A 21,706-nucleotide genomic window follows, 5' to 3' on the forward strand; every position below is an offset into this window, starting at 1 on the left:
GGTGAACGACACCGCTTATCGGACAAAGGAGCCATGCTGTGGTCAACGTCTCGCGCACCTTCACCGTCGACCGTCCCCGCGACGAGGTCGTCACCTATCTCCGCGACTTCGCCAACGCGGAGCAATGGGATCCGGGAACCGTCGAATGCACGCAAAACACCCGGGGCCCAATCGGTCTCGGCACCAGCTGGCACAACAAGACCAAGCTGTACGGCATCTCCACCGAGCTCACCTACGAACTCACCCGCGACGACCCCGACCACGTCGTGTTCACCGGTTCCAACAAAACCGCCACGACGACCGACGACCTCTCGTTCACCGACGCCGGGAACGGCCGCACCTCGATCACCTATGCGGCGACCGTCGATTTCCAGCGATTCGGCGCCATCGCCGAACCGATCTTCGGGGTCATCTTCAACCGCCTCGCCGACTCGGTGCCCAAGGAGATGACCAAGGCCCTCGAGGGCCGGTCGAACTGATCGCAGCCGAGCTGATCACCACCGATTGAGCACGCCCTCCGCAGACGACTCGACCGGTGACCGGCGCCCCAGGCGGGGCCGCCGACCACCGGTCGTCGTGATCGTCGCGCCTCAGCGCTGAGCGACCTGCGTGGGGTAAATCGGAGCGGGCAGATCGGTGCGGCCGGCGAGATACTGATCGGCGGCCGCCGCGGCCGAACGACCCTCGGCGATCGCCCACACGATCAGCGACTGACCACGGCCGGCGTCGCCGGCGACGAAGACGTTCTCCTGGCCGACGGCCCGGAACTCGTCGTCCCGCTTGATGTTTCCGCGCTGGTCGTATTCGACGCCGAGCTTGTCGAGCAGGTCGGCGCGTTCGGGCCCGACGAAACCCATCGCCAGCAGCACCAGGTCGCACTCGAGCTCGAAGTCACTGCCCTCGACCTTTTCGAAACGACCGTCACGCATGACCACCTCGTGCGCCTTGAGGCCGGTGACCTTGCCATTCTCGCCGACGAACATCTCGGTGTTGACGGAGAACACCCGCTCGCCGCCCTCCTCGTGGGCCGAGGAGACGCGGTACATCAGCGGGTAGGTCGGCCACGGGGTGGACTCGGCGCGCTCCTGCGGCGGGCGCGGCATGATCTCGAATTGGTGCACGATCTCGGCGCCCTGACGCAGCGAGGTACCGAGGCAGTCGGCGCCGGTGTCGCCGCCGCCGATGATGACGACCTTCTTGCCCTTCGCGGTGATCTGGCCATCGACGGTGTCGCCGAGCTGCACGCGGTTGGCCTGCGGCAGGAACTCCATCGCCTGGTGGATGCCGTCGAGTTCGCGGCCCTCGATCGGCAGATCGCGGCCGATGGTCGAGCCCATCGCCAGGATGACGGCGTCGAAGTCCTCACGCAATTGCGCGACGGTAATGTCGACCCCGACGTTGACACCGGTGCGGAACACCGTGCCCTCGGCCTTCATCTGCTCGAGACGACGGTCGATGTGGCGCTTCTCCATCTTGAACTCGGGGATGCCGTAGCGCAGCAGGCCACCGATGCGGTCGGCCCGCTCGTAGACGTAGACGGTGTGACCGGCGCGGGTGAGCTGCTGTGCGGCGGCCAGTCCCGCGGGCCCGGACCCGACGACGGCGATGTTCTTGCCGGTGTGCTCGGTCGGCAGCACCGGGGTGACCAGTCCACTGTCCCAGGCGTTGTCGATCAGCTCGACCTCCACCTGCTTGATGGTGACCGGCGGCTGATTGATGCCGAGCACGCACGACGCCTCGCACGGCGCCGGGCACAACCGCCCGGTGAACTCCGGGAAGTTGTTGGTGGCGTGCAGACGTTCGATCCCGTCGTCCCACCGATCCTTGTACACCAGGTCATTCCACTCGGGAATGAGATTACCCAAGGGACAACCGTTGTGGCAGAAGGGGATACCGCAGTCCATGCATCGGCTGGCCTGTGTTTGCAGGTGGTCCTTGCCGAAGTCGGTGTAGACCTCTTTCCAGTCGAGCAGGCGCAGGTCGACCGGTCGACGGTCGGGCAACTCCCGCTCGGTGTGCTTGAGGAATCCTCTGGGGTCAGCCACGTGCGGCCTCCATGATCGCTTCGTTCACGTCTCGTCCATCTCGCTCGGCATCCGCGGCGGCTGCCAGCACACGCTTGAAGTCGCGCGGCATCACCTTGGCGAACTGCGTCTGCGTGGTCTCCCACTGCTCGAGCAGTGCTGCGGCGACCGGCGATTCGGTTTCGTCGCGGTGCTCGGTGATGATGCCCGCAAGGAACTCGAGATCCTCGTCGTCGAGCGGTTCGAGTTCGACGAGTTCGGGGTTGAGATTGTCGGCGAAGTTCTGCCGCGGGTCGTGCACATAGGCGATGCCGCCGGACATGCCCGCCGCGAAGTTGCGCCCGGTGCCGCCGAGGACCACCACACGACCGCCCGTCATGTACTCGCAGCCGTGATCGCCGACGCCTTCGACGACCGCGGTGGCACCCGAGTTGCGCACACAGAACCGCTCGCCGACCACACCGCGCAAGAAGATCTTGCCCGCGGTCGCACCGAAGCCGATGACGTTGCCGGCGATGATGTTCTCCTCGGCAACGAATCCGTCCGGGGCATTGCGCGCCGGGCGCACCACGATACGGCCGCCCGAGAGTCCCTTGCCGACGAAGTCGTTGGCGTCGCCCTCGAGTCGCAGCGTGATGCCCTTGGGTACGAACGCTCCGAAGCTGTTGCCTGCCGAGCCGGTGAAGTCGATCATGATCGTCCCGTCCGGGAGACCCTGCGCGCCATAGGCCTTGGTGACCTCGTGGCCGAGCATCGTGCCGACGGTGCGGTTCACGTTGGTGATCTTCGACGAGAAGCTCACCCGGGTTCCGTGGTCGATCGCTTCCCGGCTCTGCGCGATCAGCTGCTGATCGAGCGCCTTGTCGAGACCGTGATCCTGCACGCCGGAGCAGTACAGGTCCTGGTTCATGAACGGAGACTCGGTCTCGGCGAGCACCGAGGACAGGTCGAGCTTGCCGGCCTTGGCCGAACCCCAGTGCGACAGCGCCTTTCCGGTGTCGAGGGCCTCGACGTGGCCGACCGCCTCCTGCAGGGTGCGGAAGCCCAGACGGGCCAGCAACTCGCGGACCTCCTCGGCGATGAACAGGAAGAAGTTCTCCACGAACTCCGGCTTGCCGGTGAAACGCTCACGCAGCAACGGGTTCTGGGTGGCCACACCCACCGGGCAGGTGTCGAGGTGGCACACGCGCATCATGATGCAGCCAGACACCACCAGTGGTGCAGTGGCGAACCCGAATTCCTCGGCGCCGAGCAACGCGGCGACCACGACGTCGCGTCCGGTCTTGAGCTGACCGTCGACCTGTACCGAGATGCGATCGCGAAGACCGTTGAGCAGCAAGGTCTGCTGGGTCTCGGCCAGACCGATCTCCCACGGCGCACCCGCGTGCTTGAGCGACGTGAGCGGCGAGGCGCCGGTACCGCCGTCATGCCCGGAGATGAGCACCACGTCGGCGTGCGCCTTGGAGACACCCGCGGCGACGGTGCCCACACCGATCTCACTGACGAGCTTGACGTGGATGCGCGCCTGCGGGTTCGCATTCTTCAGGTCGTGGATCAGCTGGGCCAGATCCTCGATCGAGTAGATGTCGTGGTGCGGCGGCGGCGAGATCAGCCCGACACCGGGGGTGGAACCACGCACCTCGGCGACCCACGGGTACACCTTGTGCGGCGGCAGCTGGCCACCCTCGCCGGGCTTGGCGCCCTGCGCCATCTTGATCTGGATGTCGGTGCAGTTGCTCAGGTAGTGCGAGTGCACACCGAAACGGCCCGACGCGACCTGCTTGATCGCGCTGCGGCGCCAGTCGCCGTTCTCGTCGTGGTGGAAGCGGCGCGGATCCTCGCCGCCCTCACCGGAATTCGAGCGTCCACCGAGGCGGTTCATCGCGATCGCGAGGGTCTCGTGCGCCTCGGCCGAGATCGAGCCGAAACTCATCGCACCCGTCGAGAACCGCTTGACGATGTCGCGGGCCGATTCGACCTTGTCGATCGGGATCGGGTCGCGGTCACCGAAGTTGAAGTCGAACAGACCGCGCAGCGTCGCGAGCTTGCGCGACTGGTCGTCGACGAGCTTGGTGTACTCCTTGAACACCTTGTACTGACCGGTGCGCGTCGAATGCTGGAGCTTGAACACCGTGTCCGGGTTGAACAGGTGGTACTCGCCCTCACGGCGCCACTGGTATTCACCGCCGACCGGCAGTTCGCGGTGGGCCCGCTCGCTGGGACGGTCGTTGAACGCCAATGCATGCCGGGCGGCGACGTCGGCGGCGATCTCGTCGAGACCGATTCCGCCGAGCTGGCTGCGCAGCCCGGTGAAGAACTCGTCGACGGTGTCCTGATTGATACCGATGACCTGGAACAGCTGTGCGCCGGTGTAGGAGGCGAGGGTGGAGATACCCATCTTGCTCATCACCTTGAGCACGCCCTTGCTCGCGGCCTTGATGTAGTTGGCGCGGGCGGTCTCGAAGTCGATGTCGCCGAGCGCGCCCCGCTCGACCATGTCCTCGATCGATTCGAAGGCCATGTACGGATTGACCGCCGCCGCACCAAATCCCACGAGGGTGGCGACGTGATGGACCTCGCGGCAGTCACCGGACTCGACGATCAGCCCGACGCGGGTGCGCTTGCGCTCGCGCACCAGGTGGTGGTGCACGGCCGCGGTCAGCAGCAGCGACGGGATCGGGGCCAGGGTCTCGTCGGATTCGCGGTCGCTCAGGATGATCAGGTTCACCCCGTCGGCGATCGCCGCGCTGACCTTGGCACGGACCTCGTCGAGGGCTGCACGCAGACCGGCACCGCCCTCGGCGACCGGGTACAGGCCGTGGATGTGGGCGCTGCGGAAGTCCGGCAGATTCGGGTCGTCGTTGATCCGGACGAGCTTGGCGAGATGGTCGTTGTCGAGAACCGGTGTCGGCAGAACGATCTGACGGCACGACTGCGCACTCGGGTGCAGCAGATCGGCCTCGGAACCGATGGTCCCGCCGATCGCGGTGACGATCTCCTCGCGGATCGCATCCAGCGGCGGGTTGGTGACCTGGGCGAACATCTGCTGGAAGTAGTCGAACAGCATCCGCGGCCGGGCCGAGAGCACCGCGATCGGGGTGTCGGTGCCCATCGAGCCGATCGCCTCGGCACCGGTGCGGGCCATCGGCGCCACCAGCAGGTCGAGCTCCTCGGTGGTGTAGCCGAAGGTCAACTGCCGCAGGGTGACCCGGTGGTGCGACATGTGCTGGTGCGGCAACGCCTTGACGTTGTCGATGTGCACCAGACCCTTGTCGAGCCACTCCTGGTACGGGTGCTCGGCGGCGAGCTGATCCTTGATCTCCTCGTCGTCGACGATGCGGCCGGCGGCAGTGTCCACCAGGAACATCCGGCCGGGCTGCAGCCGCATCTTCTGCACGACGTCGGCGTGGTCGATGTCGAGGACGCCGACCTCCGAGGCCATCACGACCAGGCCGTCCTTGGTGACCCAGATCCGGCTGGGGCGCAAGCCGTTCCGGTCGAGGACGGCGCCGACGACGGTGCCGTCGGTGAAGCAGACCGAGGCCGGTCCGTCCCACGGCTCCATCAGCGTGGCGTGGTACTCGTAGAACGCCTTGTGCTCGGGCTTCATCGACTCGTGACGCTCCCAGGCCTCCGGGATCATCATCAGCACCGCGTGCGGCAGGCTGCGGCCACCGAGGTGCAGCATCTCGAGGACCTCGTCGAACCGCGCGGTGTCCGACGCGCCCGGCGTGCACACCGGGAAGATCTTCTGCGAGACGTCGTCACCGAACAACTCGGTGTCGATGAGCGCCTCACGGGCCCGCATCCAGTTCTCGTTACCGGTGACGGTGTTGATCTCGCCGTTGTGGGCGACGCGCCGGAACGGATGCGCCAGCGGCCACGACGGGAAGGTGTTGGTGGAGAAGCGCGAGTGCACCAGGCCCAGTGCGCTCTCGACCCGCGAGTCCTGCAGGTCCAGATAGAATTCGCGCAGCTGCGGGGTGGTCAGCATGCCCTTGTAGACGAAGGTCTTGCCGGACAGGCTCGGGAAGTACACGGTCTCGCGGCCCGGGCCGTCGGCGCCTGCACCCTTGGTGCCGAGTTCGTTCTGGACGCGCTTGCGCACCACGAAGGCCCGGCGTTCGATCACCATGCTGTCGGGATCGGGCGTGCCCTCCGGCAGCGCGATGAACACCTGACGGAAGGTCGGCATCGCGTCGCGGGCGAGTGCGCCGAGACCGTTCTCGTTGACCGGCACCTCGCGCCAGCCGAGCATCCGCAGCCCCTCGGCCTCGACGATCTTCTCGACCGACTCGCACGCCTCGGTGGCATCCTTGGAGCCCTGCGGCAGGAAGGCGATACCGGTGGCGTAGCCGCCCTCGGCGGGCAGCTCGAAGTCGACGACCTCACGCAGGAAGCGGTCGGGAACCTGGATCATGATGCCGGCGCCGTCACCGGTGTTCGGTTCGGCACCCGCGGCTCCGCGGTGCTCGAGGTTGATCAGCGCGGTGATGGCCTTGTCCACGATGTCCCGGCTGCGTCGGCCGTGCATGTCGACGACGAAGGCGACACCGCAGGCGTCGTGCTCGTGGATGGGGTCGTACAGCCCTGTGGGACCAGGAGCATGCTTCATAATCTGCCTCACTTCGCGCGCGACGTTGCGCACCGATTGACCCGTATACGTCTGTGCGGACGCGACACCGTCACCTGTGCCCCCGGAAGAACCGAAACCATGGGCTGACCTGGTTCTTCCGACGATCCGACGGTGGCGTCCCCTGAGGTCAGCGCCGTTGCTGACACCTGGACCCGGCAGTCGTTGCCAGGCAGGAACCACCCTGCTCGCTAAGCATTGTCAGGTATTTTCTCACGCGCGGTGCCCAGTATCGAAATCCGGCTACCACATCGACGCCGACGTCGCAGCGTATGGCGCACAACGAGTGTGTCCGTGGTCCCGCCGCCCACAGCGCCCTTCTCCTCGTCGACAGCGCCCTCCTCCATGCCGACAGCGCCTTTCTCCATGCCGACAGCGCCTTTCTCCTCGCTGACAGCGCTCTCCCCGACGCCGAGAGCGCTCTTCTCACCACCGACAGCGCTTTCCCTACGCCGACAGCGCCCAATTCGCTCATGCCGGGCCGCCCGTCGTCCTACTGTCGATTTCGTGAACGCCGTCGCCCCTGAACTGTCCGATCCTGCGGGACCCCCGCACCCCGCCACCCACATCGGTCCGGGTTCACGCCGGTCACTAGCACTCAACAGCTATCTGAGCCGGGTCAGCCGACCGCTGATGGCGGCCACCCGCTACGGCCCGTCGCCACTGGCGGTCCGGATGCTGCGGGCCACCCGGCCGGGCGTGAACCGCTCGCTGGCTGCGATGTGCCCGGTCCCGGCGGGCACCGCGGTGCTCCCGATCGCCACCCGTCACGGCGACGGCCAGGTGCGCGGCGAGTGGGTGGGCACAGTCGACGCCCACGGCCCCGGCCTCACCCGCGGGCGTGATCGGCCGATCATCTATTACCTGCACGGCTCGGGCTACGTGGTGTGTTCGCCGCGCACGCATCGGGGTCTGGTCGCGCGGTTGAGCAGGCAGACCGGTTTCCTCGCGTTCAGCCTCGACTATCGCCTCGGTCCCGAATACCGGTGGCCGACCGCAGGGGACGACACCATCCGCGGCTATCACTGGCTGCTCGACCAGGGCATCGACGCCGACCGGATCGTCGTGGCCGGGGATTCGGCGGGCGGTCATCTCGCGCTGGATCTGCTCGCCGACAATCACCGGACCGGCACCCCGCAACCCAGCGCCATGGTGCTCTTCTCCCCGCTCTACGATCCCAGCTTCGCCACCGCCGTCGCACACGAACGCGCAGGGGCGCGCGATCCGATCATCGATGCCGTTGCGGCGCAGAAGATCCTGCGTCTCTACACCGGCGACGCCGATCCCGACCACCCCCGGATGCGCATCCCGCTCGACGACGGGATCACGTTGCCGCGCACTCTGATCCAGTACGGCGGCCTCGAGGTGATGGGTCAGGACGCCCGCGACTACCACCAGGCACTGGTGCGCGCCGGCGCAGACGCACAGATCGAGGCGTGGCGCGGACAGGGCCACGTCTTCCAGATGTTCGGCCGACTCACGCCCGACGCCCGCCCGGCTGTCCGACGCGCCACCGCATTCCTGACCGAATCCGTGACCGCACTCTGAAATCCTCTCCCCCACATCGATTCCCGTCAGGAGCGACCATGTCCGACATCGACGACCTCATGTCCCGCCTACCCATGTCCGAGATCGCCGGTCGGCTCGGTGTCGACGAGGCGACCGCCCACTCGGCGGTGGCACAGGCGCTTCCGGCGTTGGTCGGCGGTCTCGAACACCACGCCGGTGACGAGCAGGGCGCTCGGAACATCACCGGGGCTCTCGCCCAACACGACAACGATCTCGCGCAGGGCCAGATCAGCCTCGGCGACGTCGACACCGCCGACGGCGAGAAGATCGTCTCGCACATCTTCGGCAACAAGACCGGGAACGTCGCGTCGGCGGTCAGTGGTCAGGTGCCCGCTGCGGCCGTCGATCAGGGGCTGATCCAGAAGCTCCTTCCGATCCTCGCGCCCATCGTGATGAGCTACCTGGCGTCGAAGTTGCTCAAGGGCGGAGAGGGCCGATCCGGTGGCGGTGCAGGGGATCTCGGATCGATCCTCGGCGGCGCGCTGGGTGGCGGCGCGAGCGGCGGCCTCGGCTCTATCCTGGGCGGCGTGCTCGGCGGTGGCGGCAAGGAAGGCGGTCTCGGCGATCTGCTGGGCGGAATCCTGGGCGGCCGCAAGTAGTTCCGGCAGCCGCACGTGGCTGTGATCGGGCGCAGCGCAAGGGGCCCGGCGCGCAGTGCCGACTCCTCAGCCCACCGACCCCCGCTCCGACCCGGAGCCTTGTCGATCAGGCGCGCGGGCGAGCCTGCGGTCGAGCGGGACCTGCCACTCGAGGTCTATCTGTTGGTCCAGCGCCGCAAGACGTTCGGTGATCGGTGGCAGCTGATCAGCCGGGCATCGGCGCGCGAGCGTCTCGTACAGCGCGCGCAGACGTCGGTGGACCTGTGCCTGCCCGTGACTGTGTCGACGGATCTCGTCGGTGCCGATGGCGACGTAGTCGGCCCAGCTCCGTCGGTACCCACCGACCAGGGTGGCTCGTGTGGAGAGCAGATCCGCACGCACGCGGGGCGCCAGCATCAGCAGCAGATCCTCGGTGTGGTCGAGCGCGAGGACGACGGTGCTCGGGTCGTTGCCCGCACTGGAGATCGCCTTGAGGGCGATGTCGGAGATCGATTGCAGCGCAGCCGCGGGGCTCACTGACGGTTGGTGGATATCCCCGAAGAGTAAGCAGCGCAACACCTTGTGGGCGGCGATCGAGTCGCGGTGCTCACCGCTGACGGCGATCACCCCGACGTCGTGCGGGACGTGATCGCCCACGGCGACCAGCAGGTCGAATCGCACGTTCCCGGAAACGGCGTATCGCTGTAATTTCGCGACGTTGACCGCCAGCAGCACCCGGCCGCGGGTCGCGGTCTCCTTGAGGTGGATGATGCGCCGCGCATCGTCGGGATGCCCGGAGTCCACGGCGGGTGGGCCGACGGGTACCACAGCGGCGTGCGTAGCGTGTTCCGGAACCTCCTCTGCAACAACCTCCCCTGCGGCAACCTCCTCTGCGGCAACCTCCCCTGCGGCAACCTCGTCGGGAAACTGGCGGCGGATCGCCGAGCGGCCGTCTGCGGCGATCCAGCGCATGAGTTGCGCGGAGTTGAGGACGGTGCCGACCTTGGCCACCAGCGCGATGAACAGGAAGGCCGAGACGACGGTCAGCAGTGCCGCGATCGCCGTCGACACCCCGGGCGTGGTGTCGTCGGGTTCGGCCAGCGCCAGGTCCATCGCCACCATCACACTGAACACGAAGGTGGCCAGGAAGAACCCGATCGACCAGCGCATCACCGGCTCGCGTTGCAGCCGAGGGATGACACGCACCGAGATCTGCGACGCCCCGAACTGCATCGCCAGGGTGACCGCGGTGAACACCAGACCGGTCAGCGTGGCCATTGCTCCCGCGATGACCCCCAACACCGTGGCCAAGGTCCCCGAATCCACCTTCAGCCCCAGCGATTCGTCGAGGGTGATGCACAGGATCGCGGCAATCACCGCCAGCACCACCAGGATCACCGGCAGACGCCAGGTCGGCACCGCCCGCAGTTCGCGACGGGTCCGTCGCCATCGGATGGCTGTCGCCACCGCATTGGGGGCGGCCACCTTCGGCGGCAGCGCAGCCGGGGTCACCGGGAGCACGGGCGGGAGATCGGGGACGCCGAAGCGGCCGGCGAGCGCCTCCTGGACCACGATCTTCCAGCGGATCAGCGGCTCTCGATAGCGGATCTCACGGCGGATCGCCTTGTCGAGCTTGCCCTCTTTACCTCCGTAGAACCAGCGCGCCCACGGTGATCGGGGCCGGGCCACGCGAAAGGTCCCGAACAGCAACAGGAACGGGATGAACATCCCGATCAGCCCGGTCCACAGCTTGCCCTTCATCAGGGTGATCACCGCCAGCACCACATTGGCGGTGACGATCACCGCGGCAACGATCCGGGTACCCGGGTCGGGGCCGGCGGCGATCTCGGTGGCCGCATCGGAGAAGCCGAGCGGCCGTAACCCGAGGAGAAACAGCACCCCGATCGCGATCGCGACGAAGACCGCGTCGACCGACGAGCGGCCTTCCTTCTCCCAGTACACGTCTCGCAGATGCAGGATCAGCGCGAACTCGTCGAGCACCAACGCGCAACCGATCCCGAAGATCGCCGCGAGCACACAGTCGGCGATCGGGGTGTCGAAGCGCGAGAGCGCCACCAGACCGAACCCCGACAACAGCATCGCGATGACACCGAAGAACTCGTGATGCAGATGCATCCCGCCTGGCGTGACGTTGCCCGGCCACCAGCGCACCTGCGCGCGGATGAGCCGCACACTGATCCGGATGAACAGGAATGTCGCGATGAACGCGAGGAGGAACAGCAACAGCGGTAGACGACCGGTGGCCACGATGGCGTGGTCGAACCAGTGGGTCATCGTCGTGCCCTGTCTCGGTTGGCGTGTCGGTCTCGGGTACACCCGGGTCGATGCCGGTGAGCTTACCGCCGTGCCGGGTCTCGATTGCCGGACATCGTCGATCGCGGCCCCGTCTCGCGCTATCGTGGACCCACTCACATGAGGTCGGGGGGCCACGATGACGTCAGCACGTTCCGGTGCCGCACGCATTCGACTGGACGAGACATCGCTGCTGTGGCGTTTTCTTGCCGATCGACGGTTCGTGATGTCGATCTGCCGAGCGGTGTCATTGCAGATGTTGCACCCGTCGATCGCCGCGGCGACACACGAGTTCTCCATCGTTCCGCGCCGGGTGTTCGTGCACAAAAGCAACGCACGGTGCCGTGCATCATCCGGTCGGGGTATGACGCCGACTTCGACGAGGTGCGCCTCATCCGCTACAGCCACGACTCGTTTCGCGGACACCGACCGGACGGACGGGCGTATCACGCACTGAATCCGTCGGTGTTCTTCTTCGAGCACGCCACCTACGTGGATGCCCTGTTCACCTGTGTCGAGGTGTTCTTCGGTGGTCTCGACGCCGACGATGAGCCTCGGCTCTACCACGAGACCTGTGAGTGGTATCGGCGGTACGGGATCTCGGCGCGGGAGATGCCCGCCTCGCTCGACGACTTCGGCGACTACTTCACGCATGCGCTGGCCACCGAACTCGATCCGGTACCGGGCCTCGACTGGTATCGGGATCAGTTGCTGCGCCCGGATTATTGGCTGTTCCAACAACTTCCAACGCGGGCTGTGCGGGCGATGCAGCATCCGGTCGCCGCGCAGATGTTGGGGATCACGGTCTCGGCGACCGACCGCCGGGCGCTCGCGCGCTTCGCCGGGCGTCTGCGGACGATGGACGCGGTGCGCCCGCGCCGCAACATCCATCCCGACGATTTGGCCGACAAGGTCCTCGCCGCCCGCCGGAGCGTTCAGACGATCGCGGCGAGACCGTAGAGCGCCGAATGCACGGCGATGTCGGTTTCCGAGCCGAGTTGTTGTGCGGCGGAGAGTACTTCGACGGCGAGTCGACGCGCCGCGTCCGACGGTGCGGGTCGCTCGGTCTGCAATGTGATGCCGCGTACGGTGTGGCGCAGTTCCATCGGTGCCGCGCCCGGGCCCGCCGCCACGAACTCCCACTCTCCCGCATGTAGTACCGGCGGCTTGGCGGCACGGAGCAATCTGGCGGGTTGTTCGGCCTGATAGACGAGTCCGGGTACATCGGCGAACGCTCCGATGGCCGTACGCGCGCCCGCCGGCGATGTCAGTACCGCGGCGAGAACCCTCGTCGCGGAATCGATGTCGAACTTCCCGGACTCTGGGATGGTCATGATCAGAAGGACAGGACCGGCGAGGGACGCACCGGGGTGGGCTCTCCGGTCCGCCGTACCGCGGTGCCGATCACGAAGAACTCCAATGTGTGTGGTCCCCACACCCATTCGGACACCGAGAACTGCACCCCGACGATGCCCGTGCCCCCGTCACGTTCGGCCTCGGCCTGCATGCGGGTCATCGCGAGCTCGCGTGCCTCATAGTAGGCCTGCGTCCACTGCGGCATCTCCACGTTGCGGCCCATCTGCTTGAGCGTCTGCATGAAGCCCTGCACCGCAACGTGATACACACAGTTACCCAAGGTGAATGCAACGGGCGCGTACCCGGCCTGCGAGAGTTTGAACAGGTCCTGACCCGACAGATGCGAGCTGAACGCCCGCCCGTCGGGACGACGATAGGCGCCGGGCTTCGCGGTGAACCGCACCGCGGTGCCGATCGCCAGGTATTCGATGTGTTCCGGCGAGGCGCCGTGCGGGCGCCATTCCAGTCGGACACCGACGATCCCATCGGCGTGCAGTGCGTCGGCCTCGGCCTGCATTCGCGCCATGGCGTTCTCGCGGACGTTGTACATCGCCGAGGTGAGCACCTGCATCTCCGTGCTCTGCCGGATCGACGCGGTCTGGATGCCGACGTGATACACCGATGTCCCCATCACCAGACCCAGCGGCTCGAATCCCGCCGATTCGAGTAGGACGAATTCGTCGATCGACAGATCCGAGGTGAAGAGCCGACCACTCTCGGCGAGCCGCGCACTCGCAACGGGGTCCAACGGAGCATTCACTGGCCTTACCTCCCTGATCACCTCGCGGGGAACTCACCCCACCACGCGAGTATGACACCATTGCGCCGCTCGGCCGATGGAGCTCGGTTGACCGAATTACCTTGCCCACCAGTCAATCCGAACCTATCGGACAAACCACCCGGATGTACCGGACCTCGAGACCTATTGCTCCGCTGCCGATCCCACACCACCCGCGGCATGCTCTCCGACAAAAGCCCGAAACCGCTCGGCCGCCACCGGAAGTGGGCGCGGCCTAAACCAGGTCAACCCGATCTCACGTGTCTCACCCGCCAGCGGGACGAACACGACGTCGGCGACCCGGTTCGCATCGTCGACGGGGACCACACCCACGCCCAGACCCGCCCCGACCAGCCCGGCGATCGTTGCGAGCTCGGCCGACTCGAAGGTGATGGTCGGGGTGATGTCGGCCGCCGCACACAGTTCGTCGAAGATCCGGCGCATGCCGAATCCGTGTTGCATGACGATGAACTCCTCGTCGGCGGCCTCTGCCAGACCGATACCCGCCCGACCGGCGAAGCGATGCCCGCGCGGCACCACGAGTGCCAGATTCTGTTGCGCGATCGGCTGCCACGCCATGTCGGTCCGCATCGGCCGCGGCGCCACGATGGCCAGATCGGCGTCACCGGTCTCGATGTGCTCGACGACGGTGGCCACGGAGTCCTGCGCAAGGGTGAATCCCGCACCCGGATTGCGCTCGCGGAACGCCCGGATGAGCTGCGGCACGAGGGTGATGCCGAACGAATGCAGAAACGCCAGCCGAACCACACCGCGCGTCGGTCGCCGCATGTCGTCGATCTCGCGGCGCGCGGCGTCGAGTTGCGCGCGCGCACGTCGCGCACGTTCGAGATACACACGGCCGTAGGCGTTCAGCGCCAGTCGCCGGCCACGACGATCGAACAGCGCAACGCCGATCTCTCGCTCGAGCCTGCCCACGAACCGTGACAGAGTCGGCTGCGACACGGCGAGCCGCTCACCGGCTGCCGTCAGGTTCTCGGCCTCGGCAATGGTGATGAACCACTCGATCTCGTCATGCACCATGCCATGCTAGCTGCGCTTATTCAGTAATGAATAGATAAGTGCACAAAGATTCATTTTGAGCATGTGGAGAGTCGGCTCACGCTGGAACAGTGAGCACCACAGCAGACGGCATCGCCGCACCCGCGCTTCCCGAGACCCGTCACGCCCTCGGCTCGCCGGGCTATCGGCGCGCCACCGTCGCCCTGTTCGCGGCCGGTATGACGACGTTCATGGCCCTGTACTACGTGCAGGCCCTGCTGCCGCATCTGTCGGAGCACTTCGGGACATCGCCGACGACGTCGGCGCTCGCGATCTCACTGACTACCGGTTTCCTCGCGATCGCGATCATCCCGGCGAGTGTCGCGTCGGAGCGTTTCGGGCGCGTGCGGGTCATGGTGATCTCGGCGGTCGCTGCGTCAGCGATCGGCGTCGTGTTGCCGTGGTCGCCGTCGATCGAGGTCCTGCTCGCCGGACGCGCCCTCCAGGGCGTTCTGTGCGCGGGGGTGCCTGCGGTGGCGATGGCCTATCTCGCCGAGGAGGTCGAGGGCCGCTCGTTGGGCACCGCGATGGGCCGCTACGTCGCGGGCACCACCATCGGCGGTCTCGTCGGCCGGCTCATCCCCGGGTTCGCCGTCGACGTGATGTCGTGGCAGTGGGCACTGGAGATCGCGTGTCTGGCCTCACTCGGTTTCGCGCTGCTCTTCTGGCGGACGATCCCGGCGTCCCGATTCTTCACCCCGCGTCGGGTATCCCCGTCGGTCACCGCGCGAAACCTCTTGTCACACCTCGCCGATCGCCGTTTACTGCCGCTGTTCTTCATCGGTTTCGTGTTGATGGGTGGCTTCGTGACGGTCTACAACTACCTCACCTATCGGCTGCTGCAGAGCCCGTTCGACCTCGGTGAGGCGGTGATCGCGTCGATCTTCTTCATGTACCTCGCCGGCACCGCCTCCTCGGCGCTGGCCGGCCGGCTCGCCGACCACATCGGCCGCCGTCCGGTGCTGGCCGCCTCGATCGTGGTGATGCTCACCGGCCTGGGAGTCACTGTCCCCGAACATCTCTGGTCGGTACTGGTGGGCATGTTCCTGTTCACCGCGGGCTTCTTCGGGGCGCACTCGGTGGCGAGCGGCGCGGTGTCGGCGCGGGCCACCACCCATCGCGCCGAGGCGTCGTCGTTGTACCTTTTCCACTACTACCTCGGCAGCTCCGTGGTGGGAGCCGTTGGCGGCCTGGTGTTCTCGTCGTTCGGCTGGAGCGGTGTCGCCGTCTTCGTCGGTGTGCTGGGCATCACCGGCCTGGGACTGGCGATGATGCGGTCCGGGACCACCGACGACGAGACCGGGCAGGGCTGACGTCTGATTCCTCGCGGACCGGACGAGCTTGATGTCGTTTACGACGAGGTGGCCACAATCGTCCGTGAACGGTATCGCCGCCGACCTGCGACCGCGCGATCCCTCCCACTGTCAGCAATATGGCGCGACTGGCCACGGGACCTCACCGTGGTCGCCGTGGCCATCGGCGCTTCAATAGCTGAACGTGGTAGCGCCGTCGCCGATCCACTCCCAGAGCTGGACGGTGCCGCCCATCTCGGCGCGGGAGATGAAGGTGCCCGGGTCGAGTTTCTTGGAGTTCACGCAGATGGGGCAGACGAGGTAGCGGCCACCTGCGGTCTCGTAACGCTCCATCAGACTTTCCAGAGGCGGGCAACCAGCGCAGGCAGTGCCGACGGCTACCCCCTTCACCACCAGCCGGACCGCTTCCTTGGTGAGGAAAACCGTTGTGGGACGGCCGCTTTCCGCTGCGGCAACGGCGACGAGGAACGCCACGGTCACCTTCTCGGTGTCTTCGAGGCCGGTGGTCAGGCTGATGGCAGCCTTGTTCTCGTTCATTTCCGCTCCTTCGTTGCGTCAGGCGTTTTCGACACCACCGACGCTATTGCTCAACCTCCTCCCGACGAATCCGTGCCGACCGCCATGTCAGTGAGTCAATCGGTCGGGACAGCGGCGGACAACACGGTGTTTCGACGACGCTCAGCCGCCCAACAGACGTGCGACGGCCGCCGCTCGCGCCGACCGTCCACGCAGGCCCAACTTGGTGTAAATACTGGTGAGATGCCGCTCCACGGTGCGCACCGAAATCGACAACTCCCGCGCGATCTGCGAGTTGTCGATACCGCGGCCGACAAGTCGAATGACATCGAGTTCACGGTGACTGAGACTGCGCACCGCGCTTGGCGTGTCCACCGCGGACACCGCATCGGCGGAGATGAACGATCGGATCTCATGGACCACATCGGTCCAGACCGGCTCGTCGGAAAGAGTGATGTGATTGTCACTGTCCAACGTCATCAGGCGGGCGCCCGCGATGCCGGTGGCGAGCTGTCGGCCCTCGGCGAAGGGATTGACTCGGTCGCCCCTCGCGTGAACGACCAAGGTCGGCTGCGTGATCGCCGGAAGCAACGCACGCACATCGGCAATCCCCCGCTCGTATCGTGACCGTGTGGCGTTGTCGGCAGTCGTCGCCCGGGCCTGCAGGTCGTCAAGCCATGAGGCCTGTTCCTCGGTGGCTCCGGGGATCATCAGCTGGGTGAACACCCGCCGAAAAGTGCTGTCGGGCCGTGCCCATCCCACCTTGATCAGCTGTTGGAGCGTGCGTTCGAGTTCCATCTCGCCGTCATCGCGATCGATGGCGGCGTACGTGCCATAGAGAATCAGCCGGCTCACTCGCTCGGGACACCGTGCGGCGTAGGCGATCGCGACGGGACCGCCCTGAGACATGCCCAGGATCGCGCAACGGTTCAGACCGGCCGCTTCGATGACAGCGGCGAGATCGTCGACACGCGCGTCCAATCCGAAATCCCCGACGTCCCAGTCCGACATGCCAAAACCGCGCTCGTCATAACGGATCACCGTCGCGATCTGCCCCAGATCGATCAGGAAGTGCCGCCAGACCGGGCTCTGCCAATCGAATTCCAAATGGCTCAGCCAGCACGAGGCCAACAGCAGCGGCGGACCCGCGCCGTGCACGGCGTAGGCGATCCGAGTACCGTCCGCGCTGCGGCAGAATCGCGTGTCCCGGGTCGCCGAGTTCGACGTGGCCGTCGGCGCCATCAGTCGAGGATACCGGCTCGCACCTCACTTTTCTCCGCCCGCATCCAACGGTTCGGACCGACGCTTCGGTGTCCGCACCTCATGCGGCAGATGTTCGTCCGCGCCGCCGACGCCGACCGCCGGATCGGCGTGGTGCTGATCGACCGTGATGATGTTTATCGTGGCAATGCCTACTAGGGCCACTGGGTGACCGCGGCCTCGGTGACGTGTTCGCCGAGGGCCGGCAACGGAATCGGCGTCGCGGTACGCAGCGCGATTGTCATCAGATGGTCAGCTCCCCGCTGCGCCGACGAGGTCGAGCGCGGCGCGCACGATGCTGCCGGTGTCGATGCCGTGGTGGCGGTAGACGTCATCGAGTGATCCGACCTGGCCGAAGCGGCTGACGCCGAGCGCGGCACCGGCGACTCCGCGGATACCGGTGAGGAATGCCAAGGTGTGCGGGTGGCCGTCGAGGACGGTGACCATCGGGGTGGCCCGATCGGCCGGGAACGCCTGGTCGAGAATCCAGGTGGGCGCCTCGGCGAGACCACGCCGTGCCTGTTGCGCCTCAAAGAGCAGGCCCGGACTGGTGACACACACGACGTCTGCCGCGATGTCCTGAGCGGCCAAACGATCTGCAGCCGCCAGGGTTTCGGTCATCAACGCGCCCATACCGACGAGGGTGACCACCGGATCGGCAACCCTGCGCAGCGGGTAGGCCCCGGCGACCACCTGACGGCGCCGACGTTCCCGGGCCGCGGGATCGGTGGGCACCGCGGCCAGCGACTGATCGACCGGCCGGGTCGACAGGCGCAGGTACGCCGAACTCCCATCGGGGCGCCCAAGCAGACGCATCGCGGCGAGCAGTGTCCATTCGGTGTCGATCACGAACGCGGGTTCCCAGCTGACGCAGCCGGGTTGTTCGAGACCGATCGAAGGGGTCGTGATCGACTGGTGGGCACCGCCTTCCGCGGCAAGGGTGACCCCCGACGGCGTACCGACCAGGATCGATTGACCGCCGGCATAGATGCCGTAGGACCACGGTTCCAGAGCTCGCTCCACGAACGGGTCGTACATCACGCCGATGGGAAACAGCGGCTGGCCCCAGCGGCTCCAGGTGGCCCCCAGCTCACCCATCAGCCCAACGAGATTCGTCTCCGCGATCCCGAGCTCCATGTGCTGACCGGTCGGCTTCTCCCGCCAGTGCATGATCGTCTCGGCGTCGTCGTCGAACCAGTTTCGTCGCTCGGCCGGCGACCAGATCTCCACCTTGTTCAGCCACCCGGCGAGGTTCGTCGTCGAGCTGACGTCCGGGCTCACGGTGACGATGCGTTCGGCCGACTCCGGGGCGTCGCGGGTCAGGGCGAGCAGCGCCCGACCCAGAGCGGCCTGCGTGGTCGACGTCCCGCCCGGTGTGCGGCCGAGATCATCAGGAACCGTTGGCGGAGTGTGCATCTGGATCGGCGCGCGGGCCAGTCGGCGTGCGGTCTGCGCGCACATCCGTCCCGCGTCGGTCTCGGGGTCGAATCGGGCCCACGGATGTCGGGCATCCATCGTCATCTTCGCTGCCAACTCGTCGAACTGCTCCACCGTCAACAGCGACGAGTGATTCTGCGGGTGTCCCTCGGTGGGCAGACCGTGTCCCTTGATCGTGTACGCGATGATGACCGTCGGCCGGGTGTCGTCGATGTCGGCGAAAGCCTGACGCAACGCGTCGAGATCGTGGCCACCCAGGTTGCGGATCGCGGCCGTCAGGGTCGCATCGTCGAGTTCTGCGATGAGAGTGGCGATCTCCGGTGCTCGCTCCCCGTCACCTGGTATCCGAGACCGTAATTCCTCTGCGGTGCAGCGCAACAGCCGCTGATACTCGGCGTTGGGCATGCTCAGGATGCGCTCGCGCAACGCATCTCCGCCCGGGCGGGTGAACAGCGTCTCGAGGAGCCGTCCGAACTTGACGGTGATCACCTGCCAGCCGGCGGCGTCGAACATGCTCGCCAAACGCCCGGCCGCGATGTTGGGGACCACCCGGTCCAGCGACTGTCGGTTGAGGTCGACGATCCACACGATCTCGCCGAGATCACGAACCGACGGGTCGAGAATCGCCTCCCACACCGCTCCCTCGTCGAGTTCGGCATCGCCGACCAAGGAGTACTGACGACCCTTACCGGCCGGGCCGATCTTGGCGTCGACATAGCGACGTGCAATCGCACCCCAGATCGGTGCCGTGGCACCGATCCCGACGGATCCGGTGGAGTAGTCGGCGGGATCGGGATCCTTGGTGCGGCTCGGATAGGACTGGAGCCCGCCGAATTCACGCAGCGTCGTGAGATAGCGCTCGTCGAGGTTGCCCAACAGGTAGTTGATCGCATGCAGCACAGGCGATGCGTGCGGTTTCACCGACACCCGGTCGGCGTCGGTGAGATGTTCGAACCACAGTGCGGTCATGATCGACGTGATCGACGCGGACGAGGCCTGGTGGCCGCCGACCTTCAGCCCGGACGGGTTGGGGCGAACACGATTCGCGTGATGAATGATGGCCGTGGACAACCACAGCACGCGCTCCTCGATGCTGCGGAGGGCGTCCGGCGTGACGGTGTCGGCGGGGCGCTCGAACGGATCGAGTATCTGTGCTGACTTCATGGGAGGCATCCTTACCCGGTTCTGTGTGCAGAACTCACCTCTCAGTCGACCACCGGCCTGCAGATCAATCAAGCGATGCCGGGAGATCTCAGCATTGTGCACACCATCCCTCCGAAGGCCGGATCATCGGTGAGCAGTCTGCGCAACCGCGTCGAAACCGGTTGTGTGCCAGCGCGGCCGCTGAGACATTCGGCCCGCTCGCTGCGCTCCCGGCGCCGGCGCCGGTTGGTGTCACTCCGTAGTCAACCGTTCCAGCAACCCGGAGATCCGGTAGTCGACCAGTTTCCGCATCACGAGTGCGGTGGTCGTCCGGGTGACCCCGGGGATGTCGAGAATCTGGCCGGCGATTCGATACAGATCATCCGCATCGCGGGCGACGACATGCACGAGCAGGTCACTGATCCCGCTGAGCCCATGGACCTCGACGACCTCGGGAACATCACCCAGCGCTTCACCGATCGGCGTCAACTGGCTCTGGGTGACATTCGTCAGGATGAACGCCGTGAGCGGGTAACCCAACGCCGCCGGATCGATGCTGCGTTCGAAGGAGCGCAACACTCCCCGTTGCTCCAGCTTCGACAGCCGGGCTTGCACGGTGTTCCGCGAGAGTTGTGTCCGATCCGCGATCGCCAGCACGGTGGCTCGTGGATCCTCGGCGAGCGCGGCCAGGATGCTCCCGTCGATGGCATCCACCGCTGCGGGCGGCTGGGAGTTGGGCATGGTGACAACTTTCCGAATCCGTGCGCATACCGGCATGCGCTGCGGCGTGCGTTCACGACAGTGCTGCAAGCAGCGTACTGCCACGACCGCCCCGGGTATCCCGACCTGAGATGCTGTAGCGCATGAGCACCATCGTCTTCGTCCACGCCCATCCCGACGACGAGGCCACGGCCACCGCGGGCAGCATGATTCGCGCCGCACGTGAGGGGCACCGGGTGGTCGTCGTCTACTGCACCGACGGCGACCCGGGAGAACACGGCGACGGCGACGTGCCCGACGATCTGGCTCCCGGAGAGACTGTGGCGATGAGACGGCGCGGTGAAGCCGAGGCGTCGGCGGCGATCACCGGCACCGCCCGCGTGGCGTGGCTCGGATACGCCGATTCGGGGATGACCGGATGGACCCAGAACGGCACCGACGGCGTCTTCTCCCGCGCGCCCGTCGAGGAAGCGGCTCGACGTCTGGCCGACATCCTCGACGAGGAGGACGCCGACGTCGTCATCGGCTACGACTGGCACGGCGGCTACGGTCACCCCGATCACGTGATGCTGCACCACACCACCCGCGCCGCAGCAGAACTCGCCGCCAAGCGACCACGCTATCTGGAGGTCACGATGAATCGTGACCTCATGCGGCAGATGTTCGTCCTGGCCGCCGAGATGGGCCTGTTCGGCGAAAAGGACTCCGCCGGCGAGAACGACACCGGCGGATTCGACCCGGATGCCCCGGGCGACGACGGCAATCCGATCGGCACACCGGAAGCCGAATTGCATTGGGCCGTCGATCTCGGCGACGACGTGGCGGCCAAACGCGAAGCGTTGGCCTGCCACGCCAGCCAGAGCGACGTTCGTCAGCTACTGGCGATACCGGTCGAGGCGTTCCCGTTCGCCTTCGGCACCGAGCATTACATCGAACCCGGCCGGCCGCCCGGCATGGTGCGGGGCTGGTGGCTCGACGCGGGCTGACACCCCGGCATCACAACGGGT

Annotated in this window: 16 protein-coding genes; 6 read left to right on the forward strand and 10 right to left on the reverse strand. The window is 66.6% G+C overall.

The features are described 5' to 3' along the window. Window positions 1-38: 38 nt before the first annotated feature. Window positions 39-479, forward strand: coding sequence for an SRPBCC family protein (locus tag QNM97_RS22425; RefSeq protein ID WP_283820388.1), 441 nt, complete (start codon window positions 39-41; stop codon window positions 477-479). Window positions 480-590: 111 nt separating this feature from the next. Here QNM97_RS22425 and QNM97_RS22430 read toward each other — a convergent pair whose 3' ends face one another. Both QNM97_RS22430 and gltB read right to left on the reverse strand, forming a co-directional pair. Next, a complete protein-coding gene (locus tag QNM97_RS22430; protein WP_283820389.1) occupies window positions 591-2,045 on the reverse strand; it encodes a glutamate synthase subunit beta in 1,455 nt (484 codons plus the stop codon). Continuing rightward, window positions 2,038-6,639, reverse strand: coding sequence for a glutamate synthase large subunit (gene gltB / locus QNM97_RS22435; protein WP_283820390.1), 4,602 nt, complete (start codon window positions 6,637-6,639; stop codon window positions 2,038-2,040). Before gltB ends, QNM97_RS22430 begins: the two co-directional genes overlap by 8 nt. A gap of 525 nt (window positions 6,640-7,164) precedes the next feature. Between gltB and QNM97_RS22440 the strand changes: the two genes are divergently transcribed. Next, entirely contained in the window at window positions 7,165-8,205 is a 1,041-nt protein-coding gene (locus QNM97_RS22440; RefSeq protein ID WP_283820391.1) for an alpha/beta hydrolase, read from the forward strand. 38 nt (window positions 8,206-8,243) lie between these two features. Next, a complete protein-coding gene (locus QNM97_RS22445) occupies window positions 8,244-8,825 on the forward strand; it encodes a DUF937 domain-containing protein (protein ID WP_283820392.1) in 582 nt (193 codons plus the stop codon). A 66-nt stretch (window positions 8,826-8,891) separates the two neighbouring features. Here QNM97_RS22445 and QNM97_RS22450 read toward each other — a convergent pair whose 3' ends face one another. Then, complete coding sequence (locus QNM97_RS22450; RefSeq protein ID WP_283820393.1) at window positions 8,892-11,099, reverse strand: DUF2254 domain-containing protein; 2,208 nt, start codon at window positions 11,097-11,099, stop codon at window positions 8,892-8,894. Between the two features lie 357 nt (window positions 11,100-11,456). Between QNM97_RS22450 and QNM97_RS22455 the strand changes: the two genes are divergently transcribed. After that, window positions 11,457-12,077, forward strand: coding sequence for an oxygenase MpaB family protein (locus tag QNM97_RS22455; RefSeq protein WP_283820394.1), 621 nt, complete (start codon window positions 11,457-11,459; stop codon window positions 12,075-12,077). Here QNM97_RS22455 and QNM97_RS22460 read toward each other — a convergent pair. From QNM97_RS22460 to QNM97_RS22470, 3 genes are all read right to left on the reverse strand, one after another. After that, window positions 12,053-12,451 carry a DUF5073 family protein gene (locus QNM97_RS22460; protein WP_283820395.1) on the reverse strand — a complete coding sequence of 133 codons (399 nt, stop codon included), beginning with the start codon at window positions 12,449-12,451 and terminating at the stop codon, window positions 12,053-12,055. The genes QNM97_RS22455 and QNM97_RS22460 overlap by 25 nt on opposite strands. 2 nt (window positions 12,452-12,453) lie before the next feature. Beyond that, entirely contained in the window at window positions 12,454-13,233 is a 780-nt protein-coding gene (locus QNM97_RS22465) for a heavy metal-binding domain-containing protein (protein ID WP_208793604.1), read from the reverse strand. A 162-nt stretch (window positions 13,234-13,395) separates the two neighbouring features. Then, a complete protein-coding gene (locus QNM97_RS22470; RefSeq protein WP_283820396.1) occupies window positions 13,396-14,292 on the reverse strand; it encodes a LysR substrate-binding domain-containing protein in 897 nt (298 codons plus the stop codon). Between the two features lie 89 nt (window positions 14,293-14,381). Between QNM97_RS22470 and QNM97_RS22475 the strand changes: the two genes are divergently transcribed. Next, window positions 14,382-15,623 carry an MFS transporter gene (locus QNM97_RS22475; RefSeq protein ID WP_283820397.1) on the forward strand — a complete coding sequence of 414 codons (1,242 nt, stop codon included), beginning with the start codon at window positions 14,382-14,384 and terminating at the stop codon, window positions 15,621-15,623. Window positions 15,624-15,794: 171 nt separating this feature from the next. Here the strand turns inward: QNM97_RS22475 and QNM97_RS22480 are convergent, their stop codons facing one another. The 4 genes from QNM97_RS22480 to QNM97_RS22495 form a co-directional block, all read right to left on the reverse strand. Further along, entirely contained in the window at window positions 15,795-16,160 is a 366-nt protein-coding gene (locus QNM97_RS22480) for a DsrE family protein (protein WP_283820398.1), read from the reverse strand. A gap of 141 nt (window positions 16,161-16,301) precedes the next feature. Beyond that, on the reverse strand, window positions 16,302-17,381 hold the full coding sequence (locus QNM97_RS22485) for an alpha/beta fold hydrolase (RefSeq protein ID WP_283820399.1): 1,080 nt from the start codon (window positions 17,379-17,381) through the stop codon (window positions 16,302-16,304). Window positions 17,382-17,651: 270 nt separating this feature from the next. Continuing rightward, the gene (locus tag QNM97_RS22490) at window positions 17,652-20,000 is read right to left on the reverse strand and encodes a thiamine pyrophosphate-binding protein (protein ID WP_283820400.1); all 2,349 of its coding nucleotides are present in this window, start codon (window positions 19,998-20,000) and stop codon (window positions 17,652-17,654) included. A gap of 231 nt (window positions 20,001-20,231) precedes the next feature. Further along, the gene (locus QNM97_RS22495) at window positions 20,232-20,720 is read right to left on the reverse strand and encodes an Lrp/AsnC family transcriptional regulator (protein WP_283820401.1); all 489 of its coding nucleotides are present in this window, start codon (window positions 20,718-20,720) and stop codon (window positions 20,232-20,234) included. A 122-nt stretch (window positions 20,721-20,842) separates the two neighbouring features. On the opposite strand from QNM97_RS22495, the gene QNM97_RS22500 reads away from it, so the two are divergent. Beyond that, a complete protein-coding gene (locus QNM97_RS22500; RefSeq protein WP_283820402.1) occupies window positions 20,843-21,685 on the forward strand; it encodes a PIG-L deacetylase family protein in 843 nt (280 codons plus the stop codon). Window positions 21,686-21,706 lie beyond the last annotated feature (21 nt).

The organism is Gordonia sp. L191 (assembly GCF_030077625.1).
Lineage (GTDB): Bacteria > Actinomycetota > Actinomycetes > Mycobacteriales > Mycobacteriaceae > Gordonia > Gordonia polyisoprenivorans_A.

Coding starts and splice junctions, on each gene's coding strand:
- gltB (WP_283820390.1), bottom strand. CDS start 6,639: ATGAAGCATGCTCCTGGTCCCACAGGGCTGTACGACCCCATCCACGAG.
- QNM97_RS22445 (WP_283820392.1), top strand. CDS start 8,244: ATGTCCGACATCGACGACCTCATGTCCCGCCTACCCATGTCCGAGATC.
- QNM97_RS22450 (WP_283820393.1), bottom strand. CDS start 11,099: ATGACCCACTGGTTCGACCACGCCATCGTGGCCACCGGTCGTCTACCG.
- QNM97_RS22460 (WP_283820395.1), bottom strand. CDS start 12,451: ATGACCATCCCAGAGTCCGGGAAGTTCGACATCGATTCCGCGACGAGG.
- QNM97_RS22470 (WP_283820396.1), bottom strand. CDS start 14,292: ATGGTGCATGACGAGATCGAGTGGTTCATCACCATTGCCGAGGCCGAG.
- QNM97_RS22480 (WP_283820398.1), bottom strand. CDS start 16,160: ATGAACGAGAACAAGGCTGCCATCAGCCTGACCACCGGCCTCGAAGAC.
- QNM97_RS22485 (WP_283820399.1), bottom strand. CDS start 17,381: ATGGCGCCGACGGCCACGTCGAACTCGGCGACCCGGGACACGCGATTC.
- QNM97_RS22490 (WP_283820400.1), bottom strand. CDS start 20,000: ATGAAGTCAGCACAGATACTCGATCCGTTCGAGCGCCCCGCCGACACC.
- QNM97_RS22495 (WP_283820401.1), bottom strand. CDS start 20,720: ATGCCCAACTCCCAGCCGCCCGCAGCGGTGGATGCCATCGACGGGAGC.
- QNM97_RS22500 (WP_283820402.1), top strand. CDS start 20,843: ATGAGCACCATCGTCTTCGTCCACGCCCATCCCGACGACGAGGCCACG.